The 21541-nt window shown below is 43.6% G+C and carries 18 protein-coding genes; 7 read left to right on the top strand and 11 right to left on the bottom strand.

What is annotated here, in order from left to right; translation table 11 throughout:
- Positions 1-345: 345 nt before the first annotated feature.
- The 4 genes from MED222_RS08010 to MED222_RS07995 all read right to left on the bottom strand — a co-directional run bounded on the left by MED222_RS08010 (position 346) and on the right by MED222_RS07995 (position 4419).
- A complete protein-coding gene (locus MED222_RS08010) occupies positions 346-1467 on the bottom strand; it encodes an ABC transporter ATP-binding protein (protein ID WP_009847623.1) in 1122 nt (373 codons plus the stop codon).
- 261 nt (positions 1468-1728) lie between these two features.
- Positions 1729-2211 (bottom strand): glycosidase, encoded by a 483-nt coding sequence (locus MED222_RS08005; protein ID WP_009847624.1) that lies wholly within the window; start codon positions 2209-2211, stop codon positions 1729-1731.
- A gap of 98 nt (positions 2212-2309) precedes the next feature.
- Complete coding sequence (lpxD, locus tag MED222_RS08000; RefSeq protein ID WP_009847625.1) at positions 2310-3350, bottom strand: UDP-3-O-(3-hydroxymyristoyl)glucosamine N-acyltransferase; 1041 nt, start codon at positions 3348-3350, stop codon at positions 2310-2312.
- A 37-nt stretch (positions 3351-3387) separates the two neighbouring features.
- Positions 3388-4419, bottom strand: coding sequence for a hypothetical protein (locus tag MED222_RS07995; protein ID WP_009847626.1), 1032 nt, complete (start codon positions 4417-4419; stop codon positions 3388-3390).
- Positions 4420-4919: 500 nt separating this feature from the next.
- On the opposite strand from MED222_RS07995, the gene MED222_RS07990 reads away from it, so the two are divergent.
- The 6 genes from MED222_RS07990 (at position 4920) to MED222_RS07965 (ending at position 12194) form a co-directional block, all read left to right on the top strand.
- Positions 4920-6164: a sugar ABC transporter substrate-binding protein gene (locus MED222_RS07990; RefSeq protein ID WP_009847627.1), complete on the top strand. Its 1245-nt coding sequence runs from the start codon at positions 4920-4922 to the stop codon at positions 6162-6164.
- A 127-nt stretch (positions 6165-6291) separates the two neighbouring features.
- Positions 6292-7575 (top strand): carbohydrate ABC transporter permease, encoded by a 1284-nt coding sequence (locus MED222_RS07985; RefSeq protein ID WP_009847628.1) that lies wholly within the window; start codon positions 6292-6294, stop codon positions 7573-7575.
- A 37-nt stretch (positions 7576-7612) separates the two neighbouring features.
- On the top strand, positions 7613-8446 hold the full coding sequence (locus MED222_RS07980; protein WP_029223077.1) for a sugar ABC transporter permease: 834 nt from the start codon (positions 7613-7615) through the stop codon (positions 8444-8446).
- 9 nt (positions 8447-8455) lie between these two features.
- Positions 8456-10294: a glycoside hydrolase family 13 protein gene (locus tag MED222_RS07975; protein WP_050395133.1), complete on the top strand. Its 1839-nt coding sequence runs from the start codon at positions 8456-8458 to the stop codon at positions 10292-10294.
- Positions 10278-11339 (top strand): ROK family protein, encoded by a 1062-nt coding sequence (locus MED222_RS07970; RefSeq protein ID WP_232281813.1) that lies wholly within the window; start codon positions 10278-10280, stop codon positions 11337-11339. Before MED222_RS07975 ends, MED222_RS07970 begins: the two co-directional genes overlap by 17 nt.
- A gap of 54 nt (positions 11340-11393) precedes the next feature.
- On the top strand, positions 11394-12194 hold the full coding sequence (locus MED222_RS07965; protein WP_009847632.1) for a TrmB family transcriptional regulator: 801 nt from the start codon (positions 11394-11396) through the stop codon (positions 12192-12194).
- A 295-nt stretch (positions 12195-12489) separates the two neighbouring features.
- Here the strand turns inward: MED222_RS07965 and recA are convergent, their stop codons facing one another.
- A complete protein-coding gene (gene recA / locus MED222_RS07960; RefSeq protein WP_009847633.1) occupies positions 12490-13530 on the bottom strand; it encodes a recombinase RecA in 1041 nt (346 codons plus the stop codon).
- A 139-nt stretch (positions 13531-13669) separates the two neighbouring features.
- Positions 13670-14164 carry a nicotinamide-nucleotide amidase gene (gene pncC, locus MED222_RS07955; protein ID WP_029223075.1) on the bottom strand — a complete coding sequence of 165 codons (495 nt, stop codon included), beginning with the start codon at positions 14162-14164 and terminating at the stop codon, positions 13670-13672.
- 124 nt (positions 14165-14288) lie between these two features.
- On the opposite strand from pncC, the gene mutS reads away from it, so the two are divergent.
- Entirely contained in the window at positions 14289-16850 is a 2562-nt protein-coding gene (gene mutS, locus MED222_RS07950; protein ID WP_009847635.1) for a DNA mismatch repair protein MutS, read from the top strand.
- A gap of 144 nt (positions 16851-16994) precedes the next feature.
- Here mutS and rpoS read toward each other — a convergent pair whose 3' ends face one another.
- The 5 genes from rpoS to truD form a co-directional block, all read right to left on the bottom strand.
- The gene (gene rpoS, locus MED222_RS07945; protein ID WP_009847636.1) at positions 16995-17975 is read right to left on the bottom strand and encodes an RNA polymerase sigma factor RpoS; all 981 of its coding nucleotides are present in this window, start codon (positions 17973-17975) and stop codon (positions 16995-16997) included.
- A gap of 98 nt (positions 17976-18073) precedes the next feature.
- The gene (nlpD, locus tag MED222_RS07940; RefSeq protein ID WP_009847637.1) at positions 18074-18988 is read right to left on the bottom strand and encodes a murein hydrolase activator NlpD; all 915 of its coding nucleotides are present in this window, start codon (positions 18986-18988) and stop codon (positions 18074-18076) included.
- 35 nt (positions 18989-19023) lie between these two features.
- Positions 19024-19650: a protein-L-isoaspartate(D-aspartate) O-methyltransferase gene (locus tag MED222_RS07935; RefSeq protein WP_009847638.1), complete on the bottom strand. Its 627-nt coding sequence runs from the start codon at positions 19648-19650 to the stop codon at positions 19024-19026.
- Positions 19651-20394: a 5'/3'-nucleotidase SurE gene (gene surE, locus MED222_RS07930; RefSeq protein ID WP_009847639.1), complete on the bottom strand. Its 744-nt coding sequence runs from the start codon at positions 20392-20394 to the stop codon at positions 19651-19653.
- Between the two features lie 98 nt (positions 20395-20492).
- A complete protein-coding gene (gene truD / locus MED222_RS07925; protein WP_029223074.1) occupies positions 20493-21539 on the bottom strand; it encodes a tRNA pseudouridine(13) synthase TruD in 1047 nt (348 codons plus the stop codon).
- Between the last annotated feature and the right edge of the window lie 2 nt (positions 21540-21541).

A 21541-nucleotide genomic window follows, 5' to 3' on the forward strand; every position in this document is an offset into this window, starting at 1 on the left:
GTTATGTTGGTGTAGGTTATTGTTTTATATTCTTGTCACGCGATTTAACTATCAGGTCGTGTTTCGTGAGCATGCTATATAGCCTCCCTCCCATACAACCATTACGGCCGCGTTAAATAATGTCAGAAGCGATGAAGTCAGCTGTACGAATAAAACCTTCCTTATATAAGTTCTATTTAATTGAGGCGTGACAGTATCTTGAGAATGAGTTCTCAGGATTCATTTATATTTTTATTATGCCCTTAAGCCAAAGTGAGATACTTAGGGCATATTATTAAAGTGAGGTGTTAGAACGTTCTATTGAAACCATTCATCTACGATAGTTAATGCCAATAAGGCCTGATTTTACAACGTCAGGTTCTGTTCGGTTTCACCATCAAAAATATGGCAAAAAGCAGAATCAAAATTAAAGCGTACTTGGCTGCCAATATCTGATGTACTTATGCTTTGGTTATTCACTCGCGCAACAATTTCGTTATCACCCAATTTGAAATACAGGTATTTTTCATTCCCTAAGTTTTCAACCACGGTCAGCTCACCAGGGTGTACGTTCACCATCTCATCATCAGCGGCAATATTTATGTGTTCAGGTCGAATGCCTAGACACACGGGCTTATCAATATGACCCACAAGCTTTTCTTGCAAACGTTTAGGAATAATAATTTGGGCGTTAGGGGCAAGTTCCACGTAAATGTCATCACCTAACTTGCGTAGGGTTGTGTTCACTAAATTCATGGCTGGGGAGCCGATAAAACCCGCCACAAACTTGTTCTGTGGTGCGTTGTACAAGTTGGTCGGCGTGTCCACTTGCATAATGTTACCTTGATTTAATACACAAATTCGGTCGCCTAAAGTTAAAGCTTCCGTTTGATCGTGCGTGACATAAATCATGGTCGCAGGGTTACCTTCATCTTTAAGAGACTTGTGTAGTTGTGCGATTTTCACACGCATCGAAACACGTAGTTTGGCATCAAGGTTGGATAGAGGCTCATCAAATAAGAATACGTCCGGTTTACGAACAATGGCTCGTCCCACCGCGACACGCTGACGCTGACCACCCGACATTTCTTTAGGCTTACGATACAGGAGATCAGTAATTTCTAGTTTTTCAGCGGCATCTTCTACGCGTTGTTTGATCTCTTCTTTTGGTCGCTTTTGCATTTTCAAACCAAAGGCCATATTATCGAAGACCGTTTTGTGTGGGTACAACGCATAGTTTTGGAATACCATGGCAATACCACGCTCTTTAGGCGCTAAATCATTCACCACTCTATCGCCAATACGCACTTCCCCTGCTGAGATATCTTCTAAGCCAGCAATCATTCGTAATGTGGTAGATTTGGCGCAACCAGACGGCCCAACAAATACCATGAACTCACCTTCGTGAATATCTAAGTCAATTCCGTGTACGGCTTTAAAACCATTATCGTACTGTTTTTCTACTTTACGCAGGTTAACTGTTGCCATTTGAAACTCCGAATACGGGTTAAATCTTGATAGGTAAAAATCTTTTTAGCCAGTGACTGGAGCTCTCAAGTTACTGGCTAAAAAGACGTAAACGTTAATCATTTAGGGTTTATGTTTAAAACATAGGTACTCTGATATTCAGAGCACCTTTCATCTGTATCACTGCGTCAACCACGAGTTTATAAACGGTGTTATACAGCGTGGTTATAAATGGTGATATAGAGTGGGTTATGTCGGTGCTACATCGGTTGGCTACATCGCTTATTTACACGCTTTAACCAATGCACGAACTGGCTTCTTATCTTCGTTAATTTCAACACTCCATAAATATTTGCCATCCTCTGGAATATTAACGGTTGTGTTTTTTGCAAAGCCACCGCGTTTTAGTGCTTTCTCATAACCTGCCGTCATCGACATGCCAGCTGCGGTAAATTGTGGAGACCAGCCCATCGTTGCGAACTGCAAACTTACGTTGCCCGCTTTTTCTTCGCTTACCACTTGGTAAATACCTTTGCCTTTATGCGACATTTGACGGTTTTCCATGTGGATCCACTGACCATCAGGGAAAGTGCCTATAACATAAAGTGAAGGACGAATTGGCCCGCGATCTTCCACCGTGGCGAGATTACAATCGGCGAAAGGACCTGTTGCTTTCATTTGATCAGCTGCTGGCGTGTCAGCTGTGCTCGCACAGCCCATTAACGCTGAAGATAAAAGTGCGGCTACAAGTAGAGTACGTTTCATTGTCATTTCCTTATTATTTTTTATATATGTAGGGTTCTATTCCGTTTTAGTCATCGCGAGTTAGGGCTTTAATTTTTTAAAGCTCTCGCTTCGGCAACCTATAAACGAAATAGTCTCGCTATTAAGCTCTTTTTCGGTACCACCGATCTTTTGTCTGTATCAAGTTCTAACGATTTAGAGTTTGGACGGGGGTTACTGTTTTTTTGATGAGTTAATTTGTTCAATACGGCTAAGTTTTTATAATAAGAACGTGCATCTTTCGCCGGATAACCGAACAGATCACTATTGGCAGGGAAAGAGTGGCTCACACCTGATTTGGCTTTAATAACGGAGTTTTTCCCGATAGTAAGATGCCCTGCGGTACCGGCTTGACCATGTACAATGACATGATCTTCCAAAGTAGTGTGGCCCGCAAAACCAGCCTGAGATACCAGTAAACAATGCTGACCTATTTTGCAGTCATGCCCTATTTGCACTAGGTTATCTATTTTGGTTCCACGACCAATAACGGTGTCGCCTAAAGTGCCTCTGTCGATGGTGTTATTACAGCCAATTTCAACTTCATCACCAATGATCACTCGACCCACACTTTCCACGCGTTCATAACGGGTGTTGTGCCCGGTCATGTATTCGAAGCTGTAATTACCAATGGAGTTGTTAGAGTCAATGGTGACATTGTTACCAATCACAGTGCCTTCTTTGATGACTGTATTGGCATGAATTGCAACGTTATTGCCGATTGTTACACCGTTCATGATTTTAACACCGGGCATGAAATGGCAACCTTCACCTATTTGACAATGCTTTCCGATATAAACATCGGGAGTATCTGATGTATTCCCTTGATCAAATAATTGATATTTTTGAACTTTATAATGACGCATTAGTTGATTGAGCTTCTCAGCTTCGAGCTTCTCAATCACGATTTTTGTTTTTGCTTTAGTCTGTAAAACGGCTTCTGGCCCAACAATGACATCAGCCAAAGTTTCAGATAGCCCTTTTAAATCGGCTTTAGCAAAGACAATGGCTAAGCCGCCCTCTTCTACGCTGGAAACTGGGCGAATCTTCGATATTTCTACCGTGTTATCACCTTCAATTTTTCCACCAACGATTTGGGCGATATCTGAAACTTTGATCATAATATTACTCTGTCATTTGAGTTGTGATTAATACCACTTAGAAGCGGTAAAGCGCTTGTAGGTACATTGTTTCTTGTTCTACAGTTTTCTCTTCGCCTTTCAGCTTAGAGAAGGTCTCTGTGTCTTTAGCCCACTCAAGTTCGCCTTTTACCAACCAATCGTCGCCAATTGCTTGCTCATAGCCTAAAGTTGCCTTACGAATATCTTTGAAGAAAGTTTCGTTCTTTGCCCAACCGTCTGTATGTTTCGTTTCGTTTTCACCAATACGAGCACGAACGTACATAGTGCCGGCTTCTTCAAAGCTGTACTGAACGATTGGTTCAATATACATCTCGGTGAAATCGCTGGCTTCATTGAGTGAACCGTTTCCGGTTTTCGCTTTATTTTCTTTAACTTGATAGTAGAGCTCAGCTGCAACTTCCCACTGACCAAAGCGCTTGTAAGGTTTAAATAAGAGGCTGTAACCTTCCTCTTCACGAGAACCCCAAGCACTCTTATCTGAATCGTTGTATAGGTACTCTAGGTTTGAATAGAAGCCCGCTGAATATTCATTATTCCAGTACGTAAGGTATGGACGAATACTGTGCTCAGCTTTCGTGGTTTTCAAGCCGTCTACTTTCGCAGAAGTAACAATATCACCCTTTGTATATTCCAACTCATAGATCAAGCCCGTTCCCCAACCATTTCCTAGCTGAAAACTTTTATTTAATGATAATAAGTGCTTATATCCATTTTCTGTTTCTGCGTATGCGCCTTTCTTTTTCTTACGATTTTCAAGTTTGAACGCGTAAAGTGCGGTCGCATTCCACGCAGCGTTGTTATAGAAGACGTTAAACACTTCATGAGTCGTTGTACGCTCTTTAGACTTGCCACCACCCCATGATGCAAAATCAGTGATGTTTTTCTCTTCGACTTCAATCGATGTTCCAACATGCCCACCAAATTTTAAAGCGTCATAAAAAAAGATATCACTTGGAGACATAGTTCGGTCATCAGCAGCCGAAGCGCCAGCACTAATAAGTAGAGTGTTGGTGATCACTACAGACAATAATGTTTTTTTCACGGTCATTCCTTATTGATTCTTCACTGAATCATTTGTTGTTATTTGTAGGGTTATTTTTGTTCACTGTTTCTCTTTATCTATCCACTGTGTCTCTTGATAGGCTTGCTGATTTCGCAACATTTAACCAGAAAAACATAGTCGTCCGTAATGAACGCCTATTTATTGTTCTAGAATTATAAATGTTTTGCTTCCTATTGAATTTAGAAATGAGAGAACAATCACCCTTGACTGCGGAGATTATTGATCACCATCACAAACGGTAGGCTTTTCATTAATCTAAGTATCAAAATGAACAAAGCACCGTTTAAAACCCCCAATAAACAAGACATAAAACCCTATAGCTACCAGATGTAAAAAGCACAAACAGAAGGTGATAACTGTCACAAATACGCTGATATTTTAACCAGGTAATGTTGACATATTGTCGGCGAGACATAACATAGTAGTACTTAACGAACGACTACTATGATTTTAAATAGCGCGGTGTCAGTATGAAAAATTCAGGAATGAAAAAGAATCTATTCGCGGCAGCCTTAATGGCGGCAACGTTAACGACCAGTACATTAACGGCTGCAGCAGATGCAAACGCAGACACAATTCAGCCAGAAAATGGGGCTGAGTTGTTAATCTGGACCGACAAAACAACACTCGACTACATGGAGTACGCCGCTCAGTCCTTTAATAAGGAGTTAGGATACGATATTGATTTTTCATTCCGTGGGTTAGCGCCTATCGATGCCGCTTCTCGTTTGATTCAGGATGGCGGCTCTGCTCGCGTGGCAGATGTAGTCGAGATTGAACATGACTTATTGGGGCGATTAGTCGTGGCAGGTGGGGCGATGGAGAATCTGGTATCTGCCGAACGTATCTCGAATACTTTTATGCCAAATGCGATTAATGCGTCTCAAGCTGAAGGGGTGAGCTATGGCTTCCCAGTTAGCTTCGCCACTACCGCTCTGTTCTACAATAAAGATTTACTGACTAAAGCACCTGAAACTTTTGAAGAAATTATTGAATTTTCAAAAACTTTCAACAATAAGCAAGAGCATAAATACGCACTGCTTTGGGACATACAGAACTATTACGAGTCTCGTATGTTTGTCACGCTTTACGGCGCATACGAATTTGGTAATAACGGTACCGATGCAAAAGACATCGGCATCAATTCTGAAAAAGCCCAACAAGGCTTAGAAGCAATGAAAACCCTGCAAGTGGCCAACAATTCAAATCCAGTTGATATGCGCAACCCGCAAGTACGTCGTGGCTTATTTAATGAAGGAAAAGTCGCCGCTATTATCGACGGCCCTTGGGCAATCGAAGGGTATCAAGAATCAGGGATAAATCTTGGTGTTGTACCTATGCCTAAATTAGCAGGCCAACAACCACGCACTTTTGCAACTGTTCGTCTTGCGGTTGTGTCTTCTTACACTGAGTATCCGAAAGCCGCACAATTATTTGCTGACTACCTTACTTCCGACGCGATGCTGAAAAAACGCTATGAGATGTCAAGAGCACTCCCTCCGATCCAGTCAGTTATGGAAGAGATCATTGTTGATGCCGATGAAGCCACTTACGCCATTATTACGCAAGGTTTCTACTCAGACGCAATGCCATCGATTCCTGAAATGGGCTTCATTTGGTCACCAATGGCCAGTGCTATTACAGACTACTGGGTAAACGATAAACCTGCGAGTTCTGTTCTTGACCGTGCGCTTTCGATCATCGAAGAACAAATAGAATTACAAGAGTAACCTCTGAACTCCCGTCGCGACTTACAAGCGACTTAGCTCATGCGCTGTGTCATAAAGCCACAGCGCTAGTTCAGGGCGTGACCAGAAAACGAATACATAACGACAACCTAAACAATAGAGATAAACAATGTTGTTAACAGAGAATCAGCCGGCATCGCGAATGCCCGCTTCACTCCTTATTATGGGGAGTACACAGATCGTAAAAGGTCATTGGATAAAAGGCGGTGTATTTTTAGCCATGCAGCTAATCACATTGTTGATTCTCCCGGAGCTGTTGGCCTCGCTAAAAGGCTTAGTCACTTTAGGAGATGTCGCTCAAGTTCGTGAAGGCTTTAAAATATTACAGGGCGATAACTCGGTCTTTATGTTGGTCGAAGGGGTCATAGCCCTACTCTACAGCTTCTTATTCATCTGTCTGTACATCGCTAATGTCCAAGATGCAAAAGTCAGCCTTAAGTCACGACTGAACCTTCGAGAACAATTTAAAGACATTTACGACCAAAAGTTCGCGTTCATCATGCTATCGCCAGCTTTTATTGCCAGTATCGCATTCATTATTTTACCAATCATAATTACGGTACTCGTCTCTTTCACTAACTATTCGGCACCTCATCATATCCCACCAAGAAACCTTGTAGATTGGGTGGGGTTTAAAAACTTTGTTTCACTATTTGAACTGAAAATATGGTCGAGCACTTTCTTCGGTGTCGCTTCTTGGACGGTTCTGTGGGCATTTTTTGCCACCATATGTACTTGTGGGTTTGGTTTTTTACTGGCGCTTGCGCTACAAAATCGAAACATTAAAGCAAAAAAAGCATGGCGCTTTATCTTTATTCTCCCTTATGCCATTCCTGCTTTCGTGACCTTATTGATGTTCCGCTTGCTACTGAATGGTATTGGACCAGTCAACGCAACGTTAAACTCGTGGGGCTTTGATTCGATTGCCTTCTTATCAGACCCTTTCACCGCAAAAATTACCGTTATCGCGGTGAGTGTTTGGGTTGGCGCACCTTACTTTATGCTGCTTATTGCAGGGGCACTGACTAACATTTCAAGCGAACTTTATGAAGCCAGTGAAGTCGATGGTGCAAGCAAGTTCCAGCAATTTAAAGAAATCACCCTGCCTATGGTGTTGCACCAAGTGGCCCCATCGTTGGTCATGACCTTTGCCCATAACTTCAATAACTTTGGGGCGATTTACCTGTTAACCGAAGGGGGTCCTATCAACCCTGAATATCGATTCGCGGGACATACCGACATTTTGATCACTTGGATTTACAAGCTCACGCTCGACTTCCAGCAGTATCAAATCGCTTCGGTTATCTCAATCATTATCTTCTTGTTCTTGTCTGGTATTGCGATATGGCAATTCAGCCGCATGAAGTCATTCAAAGACGATGTAGGTATGTAACATGGCTAATTTAAATAGTACGAATAAGTTAATTAACATGGACAAATACATTGGAAAAATAGGCACCCTAGTCGTGTACCTATTTCTCATTGCCAACGCATTATTAGTACTTGGACCAGTGATTTGGACAGTGCTAGCTTCATTCAAAACAGGGAATAACTTATTCAGTTCTTCTTTCACAAGTATTGACTTTACGCTCGACCACTACCGCGCATTGTTCACGGACACACCCTATTTAGACTGGTATAAAAACACCTTTCTTCTCGCGACAGCGAATATGGTTATCTCACTGGTTGTCGTGACTATTTCAGCGTTTGTGTTCTCTCGCTACCGCTTCAATGGTAAGCGCAACATTATGATGAGCATTCTTGTATTGCAGATGTTCCCGGCCTTTCTTTCGATGACGGCTATCTACATCTTGCTATCAAAAATGGGATTGATTGATACCTATGCTGGCTTGTTATTTGTGTATGTAACGGGCTCATTACCATTCATGATTTGGTTGGTGAAAGGTTATTTCGATGCCATTCCCACTTCATTAGATGAAGCAGCAAAAATTGATGGCGCAGGCCACATGACGATTTTCCTCGAGATCATTCTCCCTCTCGCGAAACCTATCTTAGTGTTTGTTGGTTTAGTGTCTTTCACCGCACCTTGGATGGACTTCATTTTACCTACGCTGATCTTACGCAGCGAAGAAAAAATGACGCTAGCCATCGGTATTTTCAGTTGGATTTCATCTAACTCAGCGGAGAATTTTACGCTGTTTGCCGCGGGTTCATTATTGGTTGCAGTGCCCATCACTTTGCTATTTGTTGCGACTCAAAAACACATTACTACCGGCCTCGTCAGCGGTGCAGTTAAAGAATAATAATTAGGGATGATTTCCGCTATGGCTATTACAAATTCAGTTATCAACAAACCGATTACAAAAAGCTCGCTGACTCACTCAGCAAAAAGTGCAGACAGCTACGCTTACAACAATGAAACGCTTCACCTTCGCTTACGCTGTGCAAAAGGCGAACTAGACAAGGTTTCACTTTGGATAGGCGACCCGTACCACTGGGCAGAAGGTGGCCTCGATGGTGGCAACCTAGGTGGCAGTGATGCACACGGTTGGGTGGGTGGCAATGAAGTGACCATGATTCATGAAGGGGAAACCGAGTACCACGACCACTGGTTTGCAGAGTTTACTCCACCGAAACGTCGTAGCCGCTATGGCTTTATTTTGTACGGAAAAGGCGGCGAAAAGATTCTATTTGGAGAAAAACGCTGCGCCGACATTTCAACGACTGAAAACGCAGAAATCGAGCTGAGTAACTTAAGCAATTTCTTCTGTTTTCCTTACATAAACCCTCGTGACGTTTTAAAGACACCGACGTGGATAAAAGACACCATTTGGTACCAAATATTCCCAGAGCGCTTTGCCAATGGTCGCCCTGAAACATCACCTGCCAACGTGCAACCTTGGGGAACCAGACCTGTATCCGACAACTTTATGGGTGGCGATTTATGGGGCGTGATCGATAAGCTCGATTACCTGCAAGATCTTGGCGTGAATGGTTTGTATTTGTGCCCTATTTTCACAGCCAACGCCAACCATAAATACGACACTGTCGACTACTACAATGTAGACCCGCACTTTGGCGGCAATGAAGCTTTTAAAGCACTCGTCGATGAAGCCCATAAACGCGGCATGAAAATTATGCTCGACGCGGTGTTCAACCACATTGGGTCTCAATCTCCACTATGGCTAGACGTTGTGAATAACGGGGCAAAGTCCAAATACGCCGACTGGTTTTGGATCAATCAGTTCCCTGTATACCCAGATACGCCAAAAGAAGACTGGGATTTCTGGAACTTAAACTACGAAACTTTCGCCAACGTCGTCGAAATGCCAAAGCTGAATACTGAAAATGAAGAGTGCCGCGCATACTTATTAGACGTGGCGCGCCACTGGGTAGAAGAGTTCAACATTGATGGATGGCGTTTAGACGTAGCCAACGAAGTGGACCACGCGTTTTGGCGTGACTTCCGTAAAGTCGTAAAAGATGCCAACCCAGACTGCTACATTCTTGGGGAGATTTGGCACGAAGGTATGCCTTGGCTACGCGGCGACCAATACGATTCGTTGATGAATTATCCGCTGACACAAGCCATTACCGACTACTTTGGTCTTGGCGACGTTGATAAAGAGAGCTTTGTAAATGCAGTGAACGCGTCGTACATGGCATACCCACGCAACGTAAACGAAGCGATGTTTAACTTATTAGATAGCCATGACACCACTCGCATTATCTCTTTATGCCAGGGCGACAAACGTAAAGCTAAATTAGCTTATTTATTTATGTTCACTCAAGTCGGTGCTCCATGCATTTATTATGGTGGCGAAATTGGTATGGATGGCGGCCGCGGCATGGGCAGCGAAGACAACCGAAAATGCATGATATGGGAAGAATCAGAGCAAGACTTAGAATTCAAAAACTTCATTCAAGAAATGATCGCTTTGCGTAAAGCCAATCCCGATTTTAATCAGCCTTGCATTGACTGGTTAAACGTGGAGGATGAAAAAGGGACGGCAGACAAAGAGTGTATCGCTTACCTCCGTGGCAATTTAATGTTTGTTCTAAACAACAGCGATAAAGATAAACAGATCATGCTCGATGGAAAATCACTGACCATTAGCGCTTATGGCTACGTGATTGAGCAAGCGAACTAAATCCAAGTGTGTCATTAATCAAATCATGCTCATTAAAGCAGAACCAAATATAGTGATGGGAATCGCGATTGATTCCCACTCTATTTACTCGGTCGCCAGCACCTCTAACGGACAAGAGGTGTATAGAATGGTGCAGCGCACTCCTGGCGACCTTGCCCACTTGACTCAACATTTGATAAGCCGAATATCAAGCGTCAGCTACCGCTATGGACGTATCGCCGCGATAGGCATAAGTGTATCTGAGTTTTTTTTATCTCATCGCCAATCCGTACATGAAGTTGCAAAATCAAGTCCTACTCACTCGACAGAAATCACCCAATTAACACGAAACCTGAATCAGCATTTCAAGGTCGACTGCTCGCTTGTGATGCATTCACACAGTGCGGCCATTGCGTGCGACGCTATTAGTAACGCCATGAAAAGCGCTGACTCAATTGAACAACCACTCTCGGCAGGTTCAAGTCTAAATAAGAGGGCTAGAGATTTATACAAAGAGGCCATACTCAGCGTATTTTTGGGCGATGGTTGTGGCATAAGTTTTTATCAAAATAACGAGCAAGTGCACCACCCATTAAGCTCACATTGGGCACATTCAAGGTTGCCTAATTTTCAATGGCTCGTTGATGGCTTAACTCCTGTATGTCGCTGTGGAAATGAGGCCTGCATTGAACAGTTTTTATCCGCACCAAGTATTGAGCGGCAATATCATCAAGTCGTGCTAAAAGACCAAACTTTAGCGCAAATTTTTTCAGGCGTAGACCTAAGTGAACCGCATGCATCGCGCATATATCGTACTTATATCGACCAATTTGCGCGCAGTTTAGTTAATCCCATTCAACAATTACTGCCTACACGACTCGTATTATCAGGCGAAGCAACGACCTATCCTACATTAACGGCAGATTTAAAAGTCGCATTGTCTCGCTACATTCACGTTAATGAAATTCCAGTGATTATTCACCCAAAACAAGATGAATTCACCTTTGCTCGCGGAGCGTTTCTCATCGCTGAAAAAAATCACAACAATCATTTACGCTCGTCGTGACAAGAATGGTAACCTTAGAAGGAGAAGATATTGAATAGTTTCAGAGGACAACCCGTGTCAGAGCTAGTCACCAAATTAATGGATTTTGGGTTTACCAAAACCGATGCGCTTGTTTATATTAATTTACTCAAAAATGGCCAATCCAGCGGATATAAAATCGCGAAAGAGATCTCTATCTCCCGCTCTTCTGTTTACTCGTCTATCGATAACCTTTACGCCAATGGCTACATTTTCATGTCTGATGGCGACACTAAAGAGTACGAAGCTAAATCACCAGACTTGATTTTCAGCCAGATAGAAAAAAAGACCGTCACTAATATTAATTTCCTTAAATCAGAATTATCTAAGATGATGCTGAAAGAGGAAAAAGAGTTCGTTTACAACGTATCGGGGTTCGACAACTTACTTCAAAAGGCCAAGGAAATCATTAATCAGGCAAATCTAGAAATTTACCTGAATACCGATTTTAACCTTGAATTGTTTGGCAAAGAATTATGCGACGCCGTGGAACGTGGAGTTCGAGTGATTGGCTTTTCATTCAACAAAATGGCGAGCCCACATGAAAAAATAGAATTACATTCGCGTTCTGAAAATGAAGAAACCGAATACCCTTCACACCGCTTTATGTGTGTAGCCGATATGAAGCTCGCCCTCATGTTCTCACACCGTGAAGAAACTTTAGGCTTGTATGCAAACAATCGCTTAATTGTAAAAATGATCGCAGAGCATATTCACAGCGATATTTACCTAACAGAATACGAGCGCCTGGCTCCTAATCAGCACCAACACGTCAGAGTAAATACGATTCACGAACAGCACAATGCTATGGTACTCGACGAGCTTAAGAAGCACTAGTTCAGCAGACCGAATTCAATAATAAGATACGAACAAAGGTCTAGTAATAGGCCTTTAGGGGCAAGAACTTTTGACGGTAATCGATTTAACCCAAAGGGTTTCTTTGATTATTTGATAAAGAATAGACCTATGAGTGCATGACTGTAAGTAATCTAGAGCAACCACCGTCACTTTCCTCTAAACATTCAAATACCTTACATTTTTACGACTGAAACAATAAAGCCTCGAAAATTCGAGGCTTTAAAATCTTTCAAAGTCATGCTTTCTTATGAAGGTGACTTAACAAAACGTTAGCTTATAGCTCTTCGTTTTCTTCTTCCTTCTCTGCACCTTTCTCTTCAAGCACAGCAGGAGTTAGCAGTAACTCACGAAGTTTAGTATCAATTTCTAGAGCAACTTCTGGGTTTTCACGCAGGTATTTACCAGCGTTAGCTTTACCTTGGCCGATCTTGTCGCCTTTGTAGCTGTACCAAGCGCCTGCTTTTTCTACTAGCTTATTCTTAACACCTAAGTCGATAAGCTCACCTTCGCGGTTGAAGCCCTTTCCGTAAAGGATTTGAGTTTCAGCTTGTTTGAATGGTGCAGCAATCTTGTTCTTAACAACCTTGATACGAGTTTCGTTACCAACAACTTCATCACCATCTTTAATCGCGCCAGTACGGCGAATATCAAGACGAACAGATGCGTAGAACTTAAGTGCGTTACCACCTGTTGTTGTTTCAGGGTTACCAAACATCACACCAATTTTCATACGAATTTGGTTAATGAAGATAGCCATACAGTTAGACTGCTTAAGGTTACCTGTTAGCTTACGCATTGCTTGAGAAAGCATACGTGCTTGAAGACCCATGTGGCTATCGCCCATTTCGCCTTCGATTTCTGCTTTAGGTGTTAGTGCTGCTACTGAGTCAATAACAAGAACATCGATAGCACCTGAACGAGCCAGTGCATCACAAATTTCTAGAGCTTGTTCGCCTGTATCTGGTTGAGACACAAGCAAAGCGTCGATATCAACACCCAACTTTTGAGCGTAGATAGGGTCTAGTGCGTGCTCGGCATCGACGAATGCACACGTTTTGCCCACTTTCTGTGCTGCAGCAATAAGCTCAAGCGTTAACGTTGTTTTACCTGATGATTCTGGACCGTAAACTTCTACGATACGTCCCATCGGTAGGCCACCAGCACCTAGTGCGATATCTAGAGATAGAGAACCTGTAGAAATAGTTTCTACGTCCATTGTGCGGTTATCACCAAGACGCATGATTGAACCTTTACCAAATTGCTTTTCAATCTGACCAAGGGCTGCGGCTAACGCTTTTTGTTTATTCTCGTCCATTACTATCTCCACATAATCGGTTGTCTTAACAAGCGATCTAGAATCTATTTCTAACCCACATAGGGGTGACTAATTGGCTTTTATTATACTGTTGATTCATACAGTGTCTATACCTGTGTGAAAATAATTTGTACAAATGTTACTTACCTTCCATTGATAGGTAATCATAAATAACTTGTAGGGCATGGTGCGTGGCTTGTTGGCGTACTTGTGATCTGTCGCCTGTAAATACATGCGTTTCTACTTTATCCCAACCGTTTAGTGCTTTCCAAGCGAAACATACCGTTCCAACAGGCTTATCTTCGGTCGCGCCACCTGGGCCAGCAATACCACTGATCGATACAGAGATAGTCCCATTTGAATGTTGCAATGCCCCGCTCGCCATTTCTATTACGACAGGCTCACTCACCGCACCGAACTCAACTAAGGTTTTAAGCTGTACGCCGATCATCTCTTGCTTCGCTTCATTGCTATAAGTAACAAATGCACGATCAAACCAACCAGAGCTCCCTGCGATATCCGTCACCGCGCTAGCAACCCCACCGCCAGTGCAAGATTCAGCCGTCACTAAAACGTGTTTATGTTTAGCGAGTAAGTGTCCAAGCTGTTCACTAAGATCTTGAGTCATCTGCATCATCAACTTCCCTTTATCTACTGTCATATCATTCGGATTCGCATCTTTTCGCATGTGTCGCTTTTCGCACGAAACGCTTTCACGTATCCTAAGCCGCAATAGAAATAAACGAAAGAAGTTAACTGTGAAAGCCGATCAAAAACATACTCCCATGATGCAGCAGTACCTAAAGCTAAAAGCAGAAAATCCAGAAATTCTGCTGTTCTACCGCATGGGCGATTTCTACGAGCTTTTCTACGATGATGCTAAAAAAGCCTCTCAACTCCTCGATATTTCGCTAACCAAGCGTGGCTCTTCAAACGGTGAGCCTATTCCTATGGCGGGCGTTCCATACCACGCCGTTGAAGGTTACCTTGCGAAGTTAGTGCAGTTGGGCGAGTCCGTAGCGATTTGTGAGCAGATTGGTAATCCAGCAACTTCAAAGGGCCCGGTTGAGCGTGCTGTCGTACGTATCGTTACACCCGGTACCGTGACCGATGAGGCTTTGCTTTCTGAGCGCATTGATAACCTGATTGCCTCTATTTACCACCACAATGGTAAATTTGGCTACGCGACGCTTGATATTACTTCTGGCCGATTCCAGCTATGTGAGCCGGAAACCGAAGAAGCAATGGCGGCAGAACTGCAGAGAACCTCACCTCGTGAGCTACTGTTCCCTGAAGATTTCGAACCTGTAAATCTAATGGCAAGCCGTAATGGCAATCGCCGCCGCCCGGTATGGGAATTTGAATTAGATACCGCGAAGCAGCAATTGAATAAGCAGTTTGGTACTCGCGATCTGGTTGGCTTTGGCGTAGAAGGCGCGAAACTAGGCTTATGTGCGGCTGGTTGTTTGATCCAATACGTGAAAGATACCCAACGTACTGCCCTTCCACATATCCGTTCACTGACGATGGATAAGCAAGATCACTCGGTGATCCTCGATGCAGCGACTCGCCGTAATTTGGAGATCACGCAAAATCTTGGTGGTGGTAGTGATAACACCCTTGCCGAAGTACTTGATCACACTGCGACAGCAATGGGTAGCCGTATGCTTAAGCGCTGGTTACATCAACCAATGCGCAATATCTCTGCACTCGATCAGCGCCTAGATGCTATTGGTGAAATGAAAGATTTAGCTCTGTTCACAGAACTACAGCCAACCTTAAAACAGATCGGGGATATCGAACGTATTCTTGCTCGATTGGCACTTCGTTCAGCTCGTCCTCGTGATATGGCACGACTTCGCCAAGCGATGGAATATTTGCCAGAACTTGCAGAAACACTGACGCAATTGAAGCACCCATACCTAACTCAACTTGCTCAATATGCCTCGCCTGTGGATGAGGTTTCTGAACTACTTGAGCGAGCGATCAAAGAGAACCCTCCCGTGGTTATCCGTGACGGTGGTGTAATTGCAGAAGGCTACAATGCCGAGTTAGACGAATGGCGCGACCTTGCAGCTGGCGCAACCGAATTTCTTGATAAACTTGAGCAAGAAGAGCGCGAACGTCATGGTATCGATACACTTAAAGTGGGCTACAACAACGTACACGGTTTCTTCATTCAAGTAAGCCGCGGACAAAGCCACCTTGTGCCACCACACTATGTTCGCCGTCAAACGCTGAAAAATGCAGAGCGTTACATCATTCCTGAGCTAAAAGAGCATGAAGACAAAGTGCTTAGCTCTAAATCGAAAGCCCTAGCTATCGAGAAGAAGTTGTGGGATGAGTTGTTTGATTTGTTACTGCCCTATCTAGAGCGACTACAAAACATTGCTTCTTCAGTGTCTCAACTGGATGTTCTTCAAAACTTAGCTGAACGCGCAGACACCCTTGATTACTGTCGTCCAACCATGACTGAGTCAGCTGGTGTACAAATTCAGGCGGGTCGTCACCCCGTTGTTGAACAAGTAATGGACGAACCGTTTATTGCTAACCCTATCGACCTCAATGATCAACGTAAGATGCTGATCATCACAGGTCCAAACATGGGTGGTAAGTCGACCTACATGCGCCAGACCGCACTCATTGCGCTGATGGCTCATATCGGTTGTTATGTTCCAGCAGAAAGCGCGACGATTGGTTCTATCGACCGTATCTTTACTCGTATTGGCGCATCCGATGACTTAGCTTCGGGTCGTTCAACCTTCATGGTTGAGATGACAGAAACCGCAAACATTCTGCACAACGCGACACCAAATAGCCTTGTGTTAATGGATGAAATCGGTCGTGGTACCAGTACTTACGATGGTCTGTCTCTGGCTTGGGCAAGTGCGGAATGGCTAGCCAATCAAATCAATGCGATGACACTATTTGCAACGCACTACTTTGAGCTAACTGAGCTACCAAACCAAATACCAACCTTAGCGAACGTACACTTAGATGCGGTTGAACATGGCGACAGCATTGCCTTTATGCACGCAGTTCAAGAAGGTGCCGCAAGTAAATCTTACGGCCTTGCGGTTGCAGGATTGGCTGGCGTGCCTAAAGCAGTGATCAAAAACGCACGTGCGAAGCTGACTCAGCTAGAAGCATTGAGTATCGACTCTCCGACATCAAAGCCAAGTGGCGTTGATATCGCGAACCAACTGAGCCTGATACCTGAACCAAGTGAAGTCGAACAAGCACTGGCGAATGTTGATCCTGATGATCTGACACCTCGCCAAGCATTAGAAGAACTCTACCGTTTGAAGAAGTTACTTTAGTCTCTTTCCAAGTAGGTTGCTATTGTCGTTTTGTACTGTCGCTTGAGTCGGCAGCATGAACAACAAAAGCCACAAACAAAAAAACGCTGAATTAAAGTCAGCGTTTTTATTTGTCTTCTATTCAAAGAAACATCATCAGTTCATTTAGTCGTTTTCTACGTTGAACAGGTTTTCCATATTCAAGCCTTGCTTGATTAAAATCTCACGTAGACGACGCAGACCTTCAACTTGGATTTGGCGAACGCGTTCACGAGTTAGGCTAATTTCACGGCCTACTTCTTCTAGTGTTGATGGTTCATAGCCAAGTAATCCAAAGCGACGCGCAAGCACCTCTTTCTGCTTAGGATTCAGCTCATCAAGCCAGAAAATCAACGAGTTCTTAATATCGCTATCTTGAGTTGAAACCTCAGGGTCTGAGTTGTTGATGTCCGGAATTATATCCAGTAGCGCTTTCTCACCATCACCACCGATAGGTGTATCAACAGAGCTCACTCTTTCGTTTAGACGAAGCATCTTGCTCACATCACCAACAGGTTTGTCTAGCTTAGAAGCAATTTCTTCTGCCGTTGGTTCATGGTCAAGTTTTTGTGAAAGTTCTCTTGCGGTACGTAGGTAGATGTTCAGCTCTTTCACAACATGGATTGGCAAACGGATAGTGCGAGTCTGATTCATTAGCGCACGTTCAATGGTTTGACGAATCCACCATGTTGCGTAAGTTGAGAAACGGAAGCCACGCTCTGGGTCAAACTTCTCTACGGCGCGAATCAAACCTAGGTTGCCTTCTTCAATAAGATCGAGAAGTGCAAGACCACGGTTGCTATAACGACGAGAAATTTTCACCACCAAACGCAGGTTACTTTCGATCATGCGTTTGCGTGCTGCTTCATCACCGCGTAGAGCTCGACGTGCATAAAGTACTTCTTCTTCAGCGGTTAATAGTGGTGAGAAACCGATTTCGCCTAAGTAGAGTTGAGTCGCATCTAAGCTTTTAGACGTAACTTCAGTCTCTTCTTTCGCTTCGGTTTTCTTAGTGACTGTTCGTTTTGCTTTTCCAAGAGCTTCCTGTTCCGTGGTTGCTTGGTTAAGATCGAACTCTTCTTTGGTTACTGCATTGCTTATACTCATAACGCCTCCCCCTGGCGAAATTAGCATGACATTACAACTTCATATGTCGCTAAATGACTATGTCACTCCATACAATACGTAATTTTTGCATATTGTATTTAAGGTAAATACCGTTTTGGATTAACTGATTTACCTTGGTAACGAATCTCAAAGTGCAGCCTGACACTGCTGGCTCCAGAGCTTCCCATTGTTGCAATCTTCTGCCCTGGTTTCACACTTTGCCCTTCAGATACTAATAGTCGGTCGTTATGCGCGTATGCACTTAAGTAATTATCATTGTGCTTCACAATCACTAGATTGCCGTAGCCTCGTAATGCATTACCCGAATAAACAACCGTTCCCCCTGCAGTAGATACTATTGGCTGACCTCGCTGTCCTGCTATGTCTATGCCTTTATTTCCTTGTTCGCCTACAGAGAACTTCTTAATTACTCTCCCTTTCGTTGGCCATAACCATTTGGATACTTTGTTACTCGTTGGTTTTGTTGGCGGTGTAACATTCTGTTTACCTTTAGAACCAACATACTCCTTTGATTTGGATTGTACAACCTTCTTTTGTGGATCTTTTTTCGCCACTTTGGTGGTTGTTTGAGCGGGCGCAGATTTAGAGCTTTTACTCTTTTGAGATGTTGTTTTAGGTTTGCTTGAGGCCAACAAAGTTGTGGATGCGGCAACAGGCGCAGCGACGGCTGCAACCGCTACCGTTGATTTACCATACGCTGGAGCGTTGTAGCTAGGACGCCATAACTTAAGGCTCTGTCCGGGATGGATGGTATAAGGTGCAGACAGATTGTTATAGCGAATCAGCTCTTTAACATCTTTATTTGTTACGTAAGCAATAAAATAAAGGGTATCGCCTTTTTTCACTTCATAGTAACTACCACGATAACTACCACGATCAATCGATGAGTAATTCTTGTTTAAGCTTGAAACTGGCGCAGGCGAATTCGCAGCACACCCAACAAGTGCACAGCTAAGCAGTAGAGAACTTCCTTTAAAAACCTTCGAACGCATCGACTTTCTATCCACCTACACCATTAATAATTTTATTAAGCTAACTCACCAGGTACAAGAGGTACAAATCGCACCATCTCGATAACACTCGATAAGAACTCATCACCGTGGCGAACAATCTTCAACAGTTGTTGTTCATCATCTCCGACCGGAATTAATAAGCGGCCTCCATCTTTCAACTGCTGCAAAAGCGCTTGAGGGATCGACTCTGCAGCAGCGGTGACAATAATCGCATCAAAAGGCGCCTTAGAAGACCAACCTTGCCAACCATCACCGTGCTTGGTTGAGATGTTGTAGAAATCGAGTTGCTTCAACCTACGCTTAGCATCCCATTGTAGCGACTTTATTCTTTCAACCGAATACACGTGATCAACCAGCTGAGCCAAAACAGCCGTTTGATAACCAGAACCCGTTCCGATCTCCAAAACGCGGCTGTCTTGTTGTAACTCAAGCAGCTCGGTCATTTTAGCAACAATGTAAGGCTGAGAAATTGTCTGCCCCTGCCCGATAGGCAGCGCATTATTATCATAGGCTTGGTGATGCATAGCCTGTGATAAAAAGCTCTCTCTCGGTAGTAAGTAAATAGCATCAAGAACCTTTTGATCCTGAATACCATTTTCTATCAGAAAAGTAACTAAGCGCTCAGCTTGTGGATTACTCACTTATTTATCCCCTAACCATGTAGTCATCGCACCCAACGACTCATGTGCCGTCAGATCAACTTGTAGTGGTGTTACCGACACAAAACCATGTTCAATGGCGTAAAAATCGGTACCCTCACCAGCATCTTGCTCCTTACCAGGAGGGCCAAGCCAATAGATATCATGACCACGTGGGTCTTTCTGCTTAATCATATCTTCAGCATGGTGACGAGCACCTAGACGTGTCACCTGAGTACCCGATATTTGTTCTAATGCTAAGTCAGGGACGTTCACGTTTAACAGGCGATTGGTCGGGATTGGGTTTGCTAAATGTTGTTCGACAATACGGCGAGCAACCGCTGCCGCTGTCTTAAAATGTTGTTTTCCAACCAGAGAAAATGCCACCGATTGAACACCTAAAAAGTGGCCTTCCATTGCTGCTGCGACTGTACCTGAATAAAGCACGTCATCACCAAGGTTAGCTCCGTGATTAATACCCGTTAAAACCAGATCAGGCATGTCACTCTTTAGGAGTTCGTTCAATGCGAAATGTACACAGTCGGTCGGTGTTCCTTGTACCGAATAGGTATTTCTAGCAATCTCTTGAACACGCAAAGGCTGTTCCAAAGTTAATGAATTTGAAGCACCAGAGCGATTACGGTCAGGTGCCACAATGATAACTTCAGCAAGATCACGTAATTCATTTGCCAGCTCATGAATACCTTGAGCATGCACACCATCATCGTTGCTGAGTAAAATCTTCATCTTGTATCCTTTCTTTTGTACCAATGCCAAGTCACTTAAATACCGATATAAAGTCACTTAAATATCAATATAAAGTGACTTAGACCCAAGCAGAATCATTATTGCTCGTAGGTTCTTTCTACGTGTACTTCTTCAACTAGCTCACGAACGATAGCGGTTGCGAAGCAGCCTGCGTCCAGAGAGAATTTAAGAGTGACATTGTCTTCGTTTACTTCCCACACTAAACCCATCGGCTTCAACGAGGCTTCACGGCGATCATGGCGCATACGGTTGCCACAAATAAGCGCCATTAGATCCGGTTCAGCATCAAGGTGTTTCTGCTCTAGAGCTTGAGACGCATCCGTCGTCGGTAACGCATTATCTCCAGCTAAAGCAACGGTAATAAACGCAGAACCATTGGCGATATCTTGGTTTACAGCTTCGATATTAGCGGCTGTCACAGCAAGTTGAGCATCGTTTTTAACTACAATATCGCCGACCAATGCCGAAGCAAACGCATCGTGCTCAATACGGTCAGAAAGAATTAAGTTGTAGATCCAAGAACGAGCTGCAGAGAGGTACAAGCTGCGCTTATTTTGATTACGTGTACGAACGTTTTCACGCCCCCAACGACGAGCTTCAGATAAGTTGTTACCTTCATTGCCAAACCTCTGAGCACCAAAGTAATTTGGCACGCCCACTTGAGCGACTTTTTCCAAACGTTTGACTACATCATCGCAGTCCGTTACTTCAGACAAAGTTAGCTCGAATTGGTTGCCAACTAAATCGCCTGGACGTAACTTTTTGTTGTGGCGTGCTGTCGCCAAGATCTCAATACTTGGGTATTGTGCAAGAAAAGCAGAAAAGTCAGGTTCACCTTTTGGTAGATGCACGCTCAACCACTGTTCTGTCACAGCATGACGGTCCTTCAAACCAGCCCAACTCACGTCTTTCGACTTAACACCACACGCTTTAGCCAGCTCGTTTGCTACAAAGCTCGTGTTCTCACCCGTTTTACGAATGCGCACCATAAGGTGTTCGCCTTCACCAGTGAACTCAAAACCTAAGTCTTCATTAACGACAAAGTGTTCGGCTTTTGCTTTTAGTTTTGCTTTCGCAGTTGGTTTACCGTTTAGATAAGCCAATGAAGATAAAATATCTGACATGC

It is taken from the genome of Vibrio sp. MED222 (genome assembly GCF_000153005.1).
Classification (GTDB): Bacteria; Pseudomonadota; Gammaproteobacteria; order Enterobacterales; family Vibrionaceae; genus Vibrio; species Vibrio tasmaniensis_A.

Coding starts and splice junctions, on each gene's coding strand:
- pncC (WP_029223075.1), bottom strand. CDS start 14,164: ATGCAGATGACTCAAGATCTTAGTGAACAGCTTGGACACTTACTCGCT.
- truD (WP_029223074.1), bottom strand. CDS start 21,539: ATGTCAGATATTTTATCTTCATTGGCTTATCTAAACGGTAAACCAACT.
- MED222_RS08005 (WP_009847624.1), bottom strand. CDS start 2,211: ATGAAACGTACTCTACTTGTAGCCGCACTTTTATCTTCAGCGTTAATG.
- MED222_RS07975 (WP_050395133.1), top strand. CDS start 8,456: ATGATTTCCGCTATGGCTATTACAAATTCAGTTATCAACAAACCGATT.
- MED222_RS07980 (WP_029223077.1), top strand. CDS start 7,613: ATGGACAAATACATTGGAAAAATAGGCACCCTAGTCGTGTACCTATTT.
- MED222_RS07990 (WP_009847627.1), top strand. CDS start 4,920: ATGAAAAAGAATCTATTCGCGGCAGCCTTAATGGCGGCAACGTTAACG.
- recA (WP_009847633.1), bottom strand. CDS start 13,530: ATGGACGAGAATAAACAAAAAGCGTTAGCCGCAGCCCTTGGTCAGATT.
- surE (WP_009847639.1), bottom strand. CDS start 20,394: ATGAAGATTTTACTCAGCAACGATGATGGTGTGCATGCTCAAGGTATT.
- nlpD (WP_009847637.1), bottom strand. CDS start 18,988: ATGCGTTCGAAGGTTTTTAAAGGAAGTTCTCTACTGCTTAGCTGTGCA.
- rpoS (WP_009847636.1), bottom strand. CDS start 17,975: ATGAGTATAAGCAATGCAGTAACCAAAGAAGAGTTCGATCTTAACCAA.
- MED222_RS07995 (WP_009847626.1), bottom strand. CDS start 4,419: ATGACCGTGAAAAAAACATTATTGTCTGTAGTGATCACCAACACTCTA.
- lpxD (WP_009847625.1), bottom strand. CDS start 3,350: ATGATCAAAGTTTCAGATATCGCCCAAATCGTTGGTGGAAAAATTGAA.
- MED222_RS07985 (WP_009847628.1), top strand. CDS start 6,292: ATGTTGTTAACAGAGAATCAGCCGGCATCGCGAATGCCCGCTTCACTC.
- MED222_RS08010 (WP_009847623.1), bottom strand. CDS start 1,467: ATGGCAACAGTTAACCTGCGTAAAGTAGAAAAACAGTACGATAATGGT.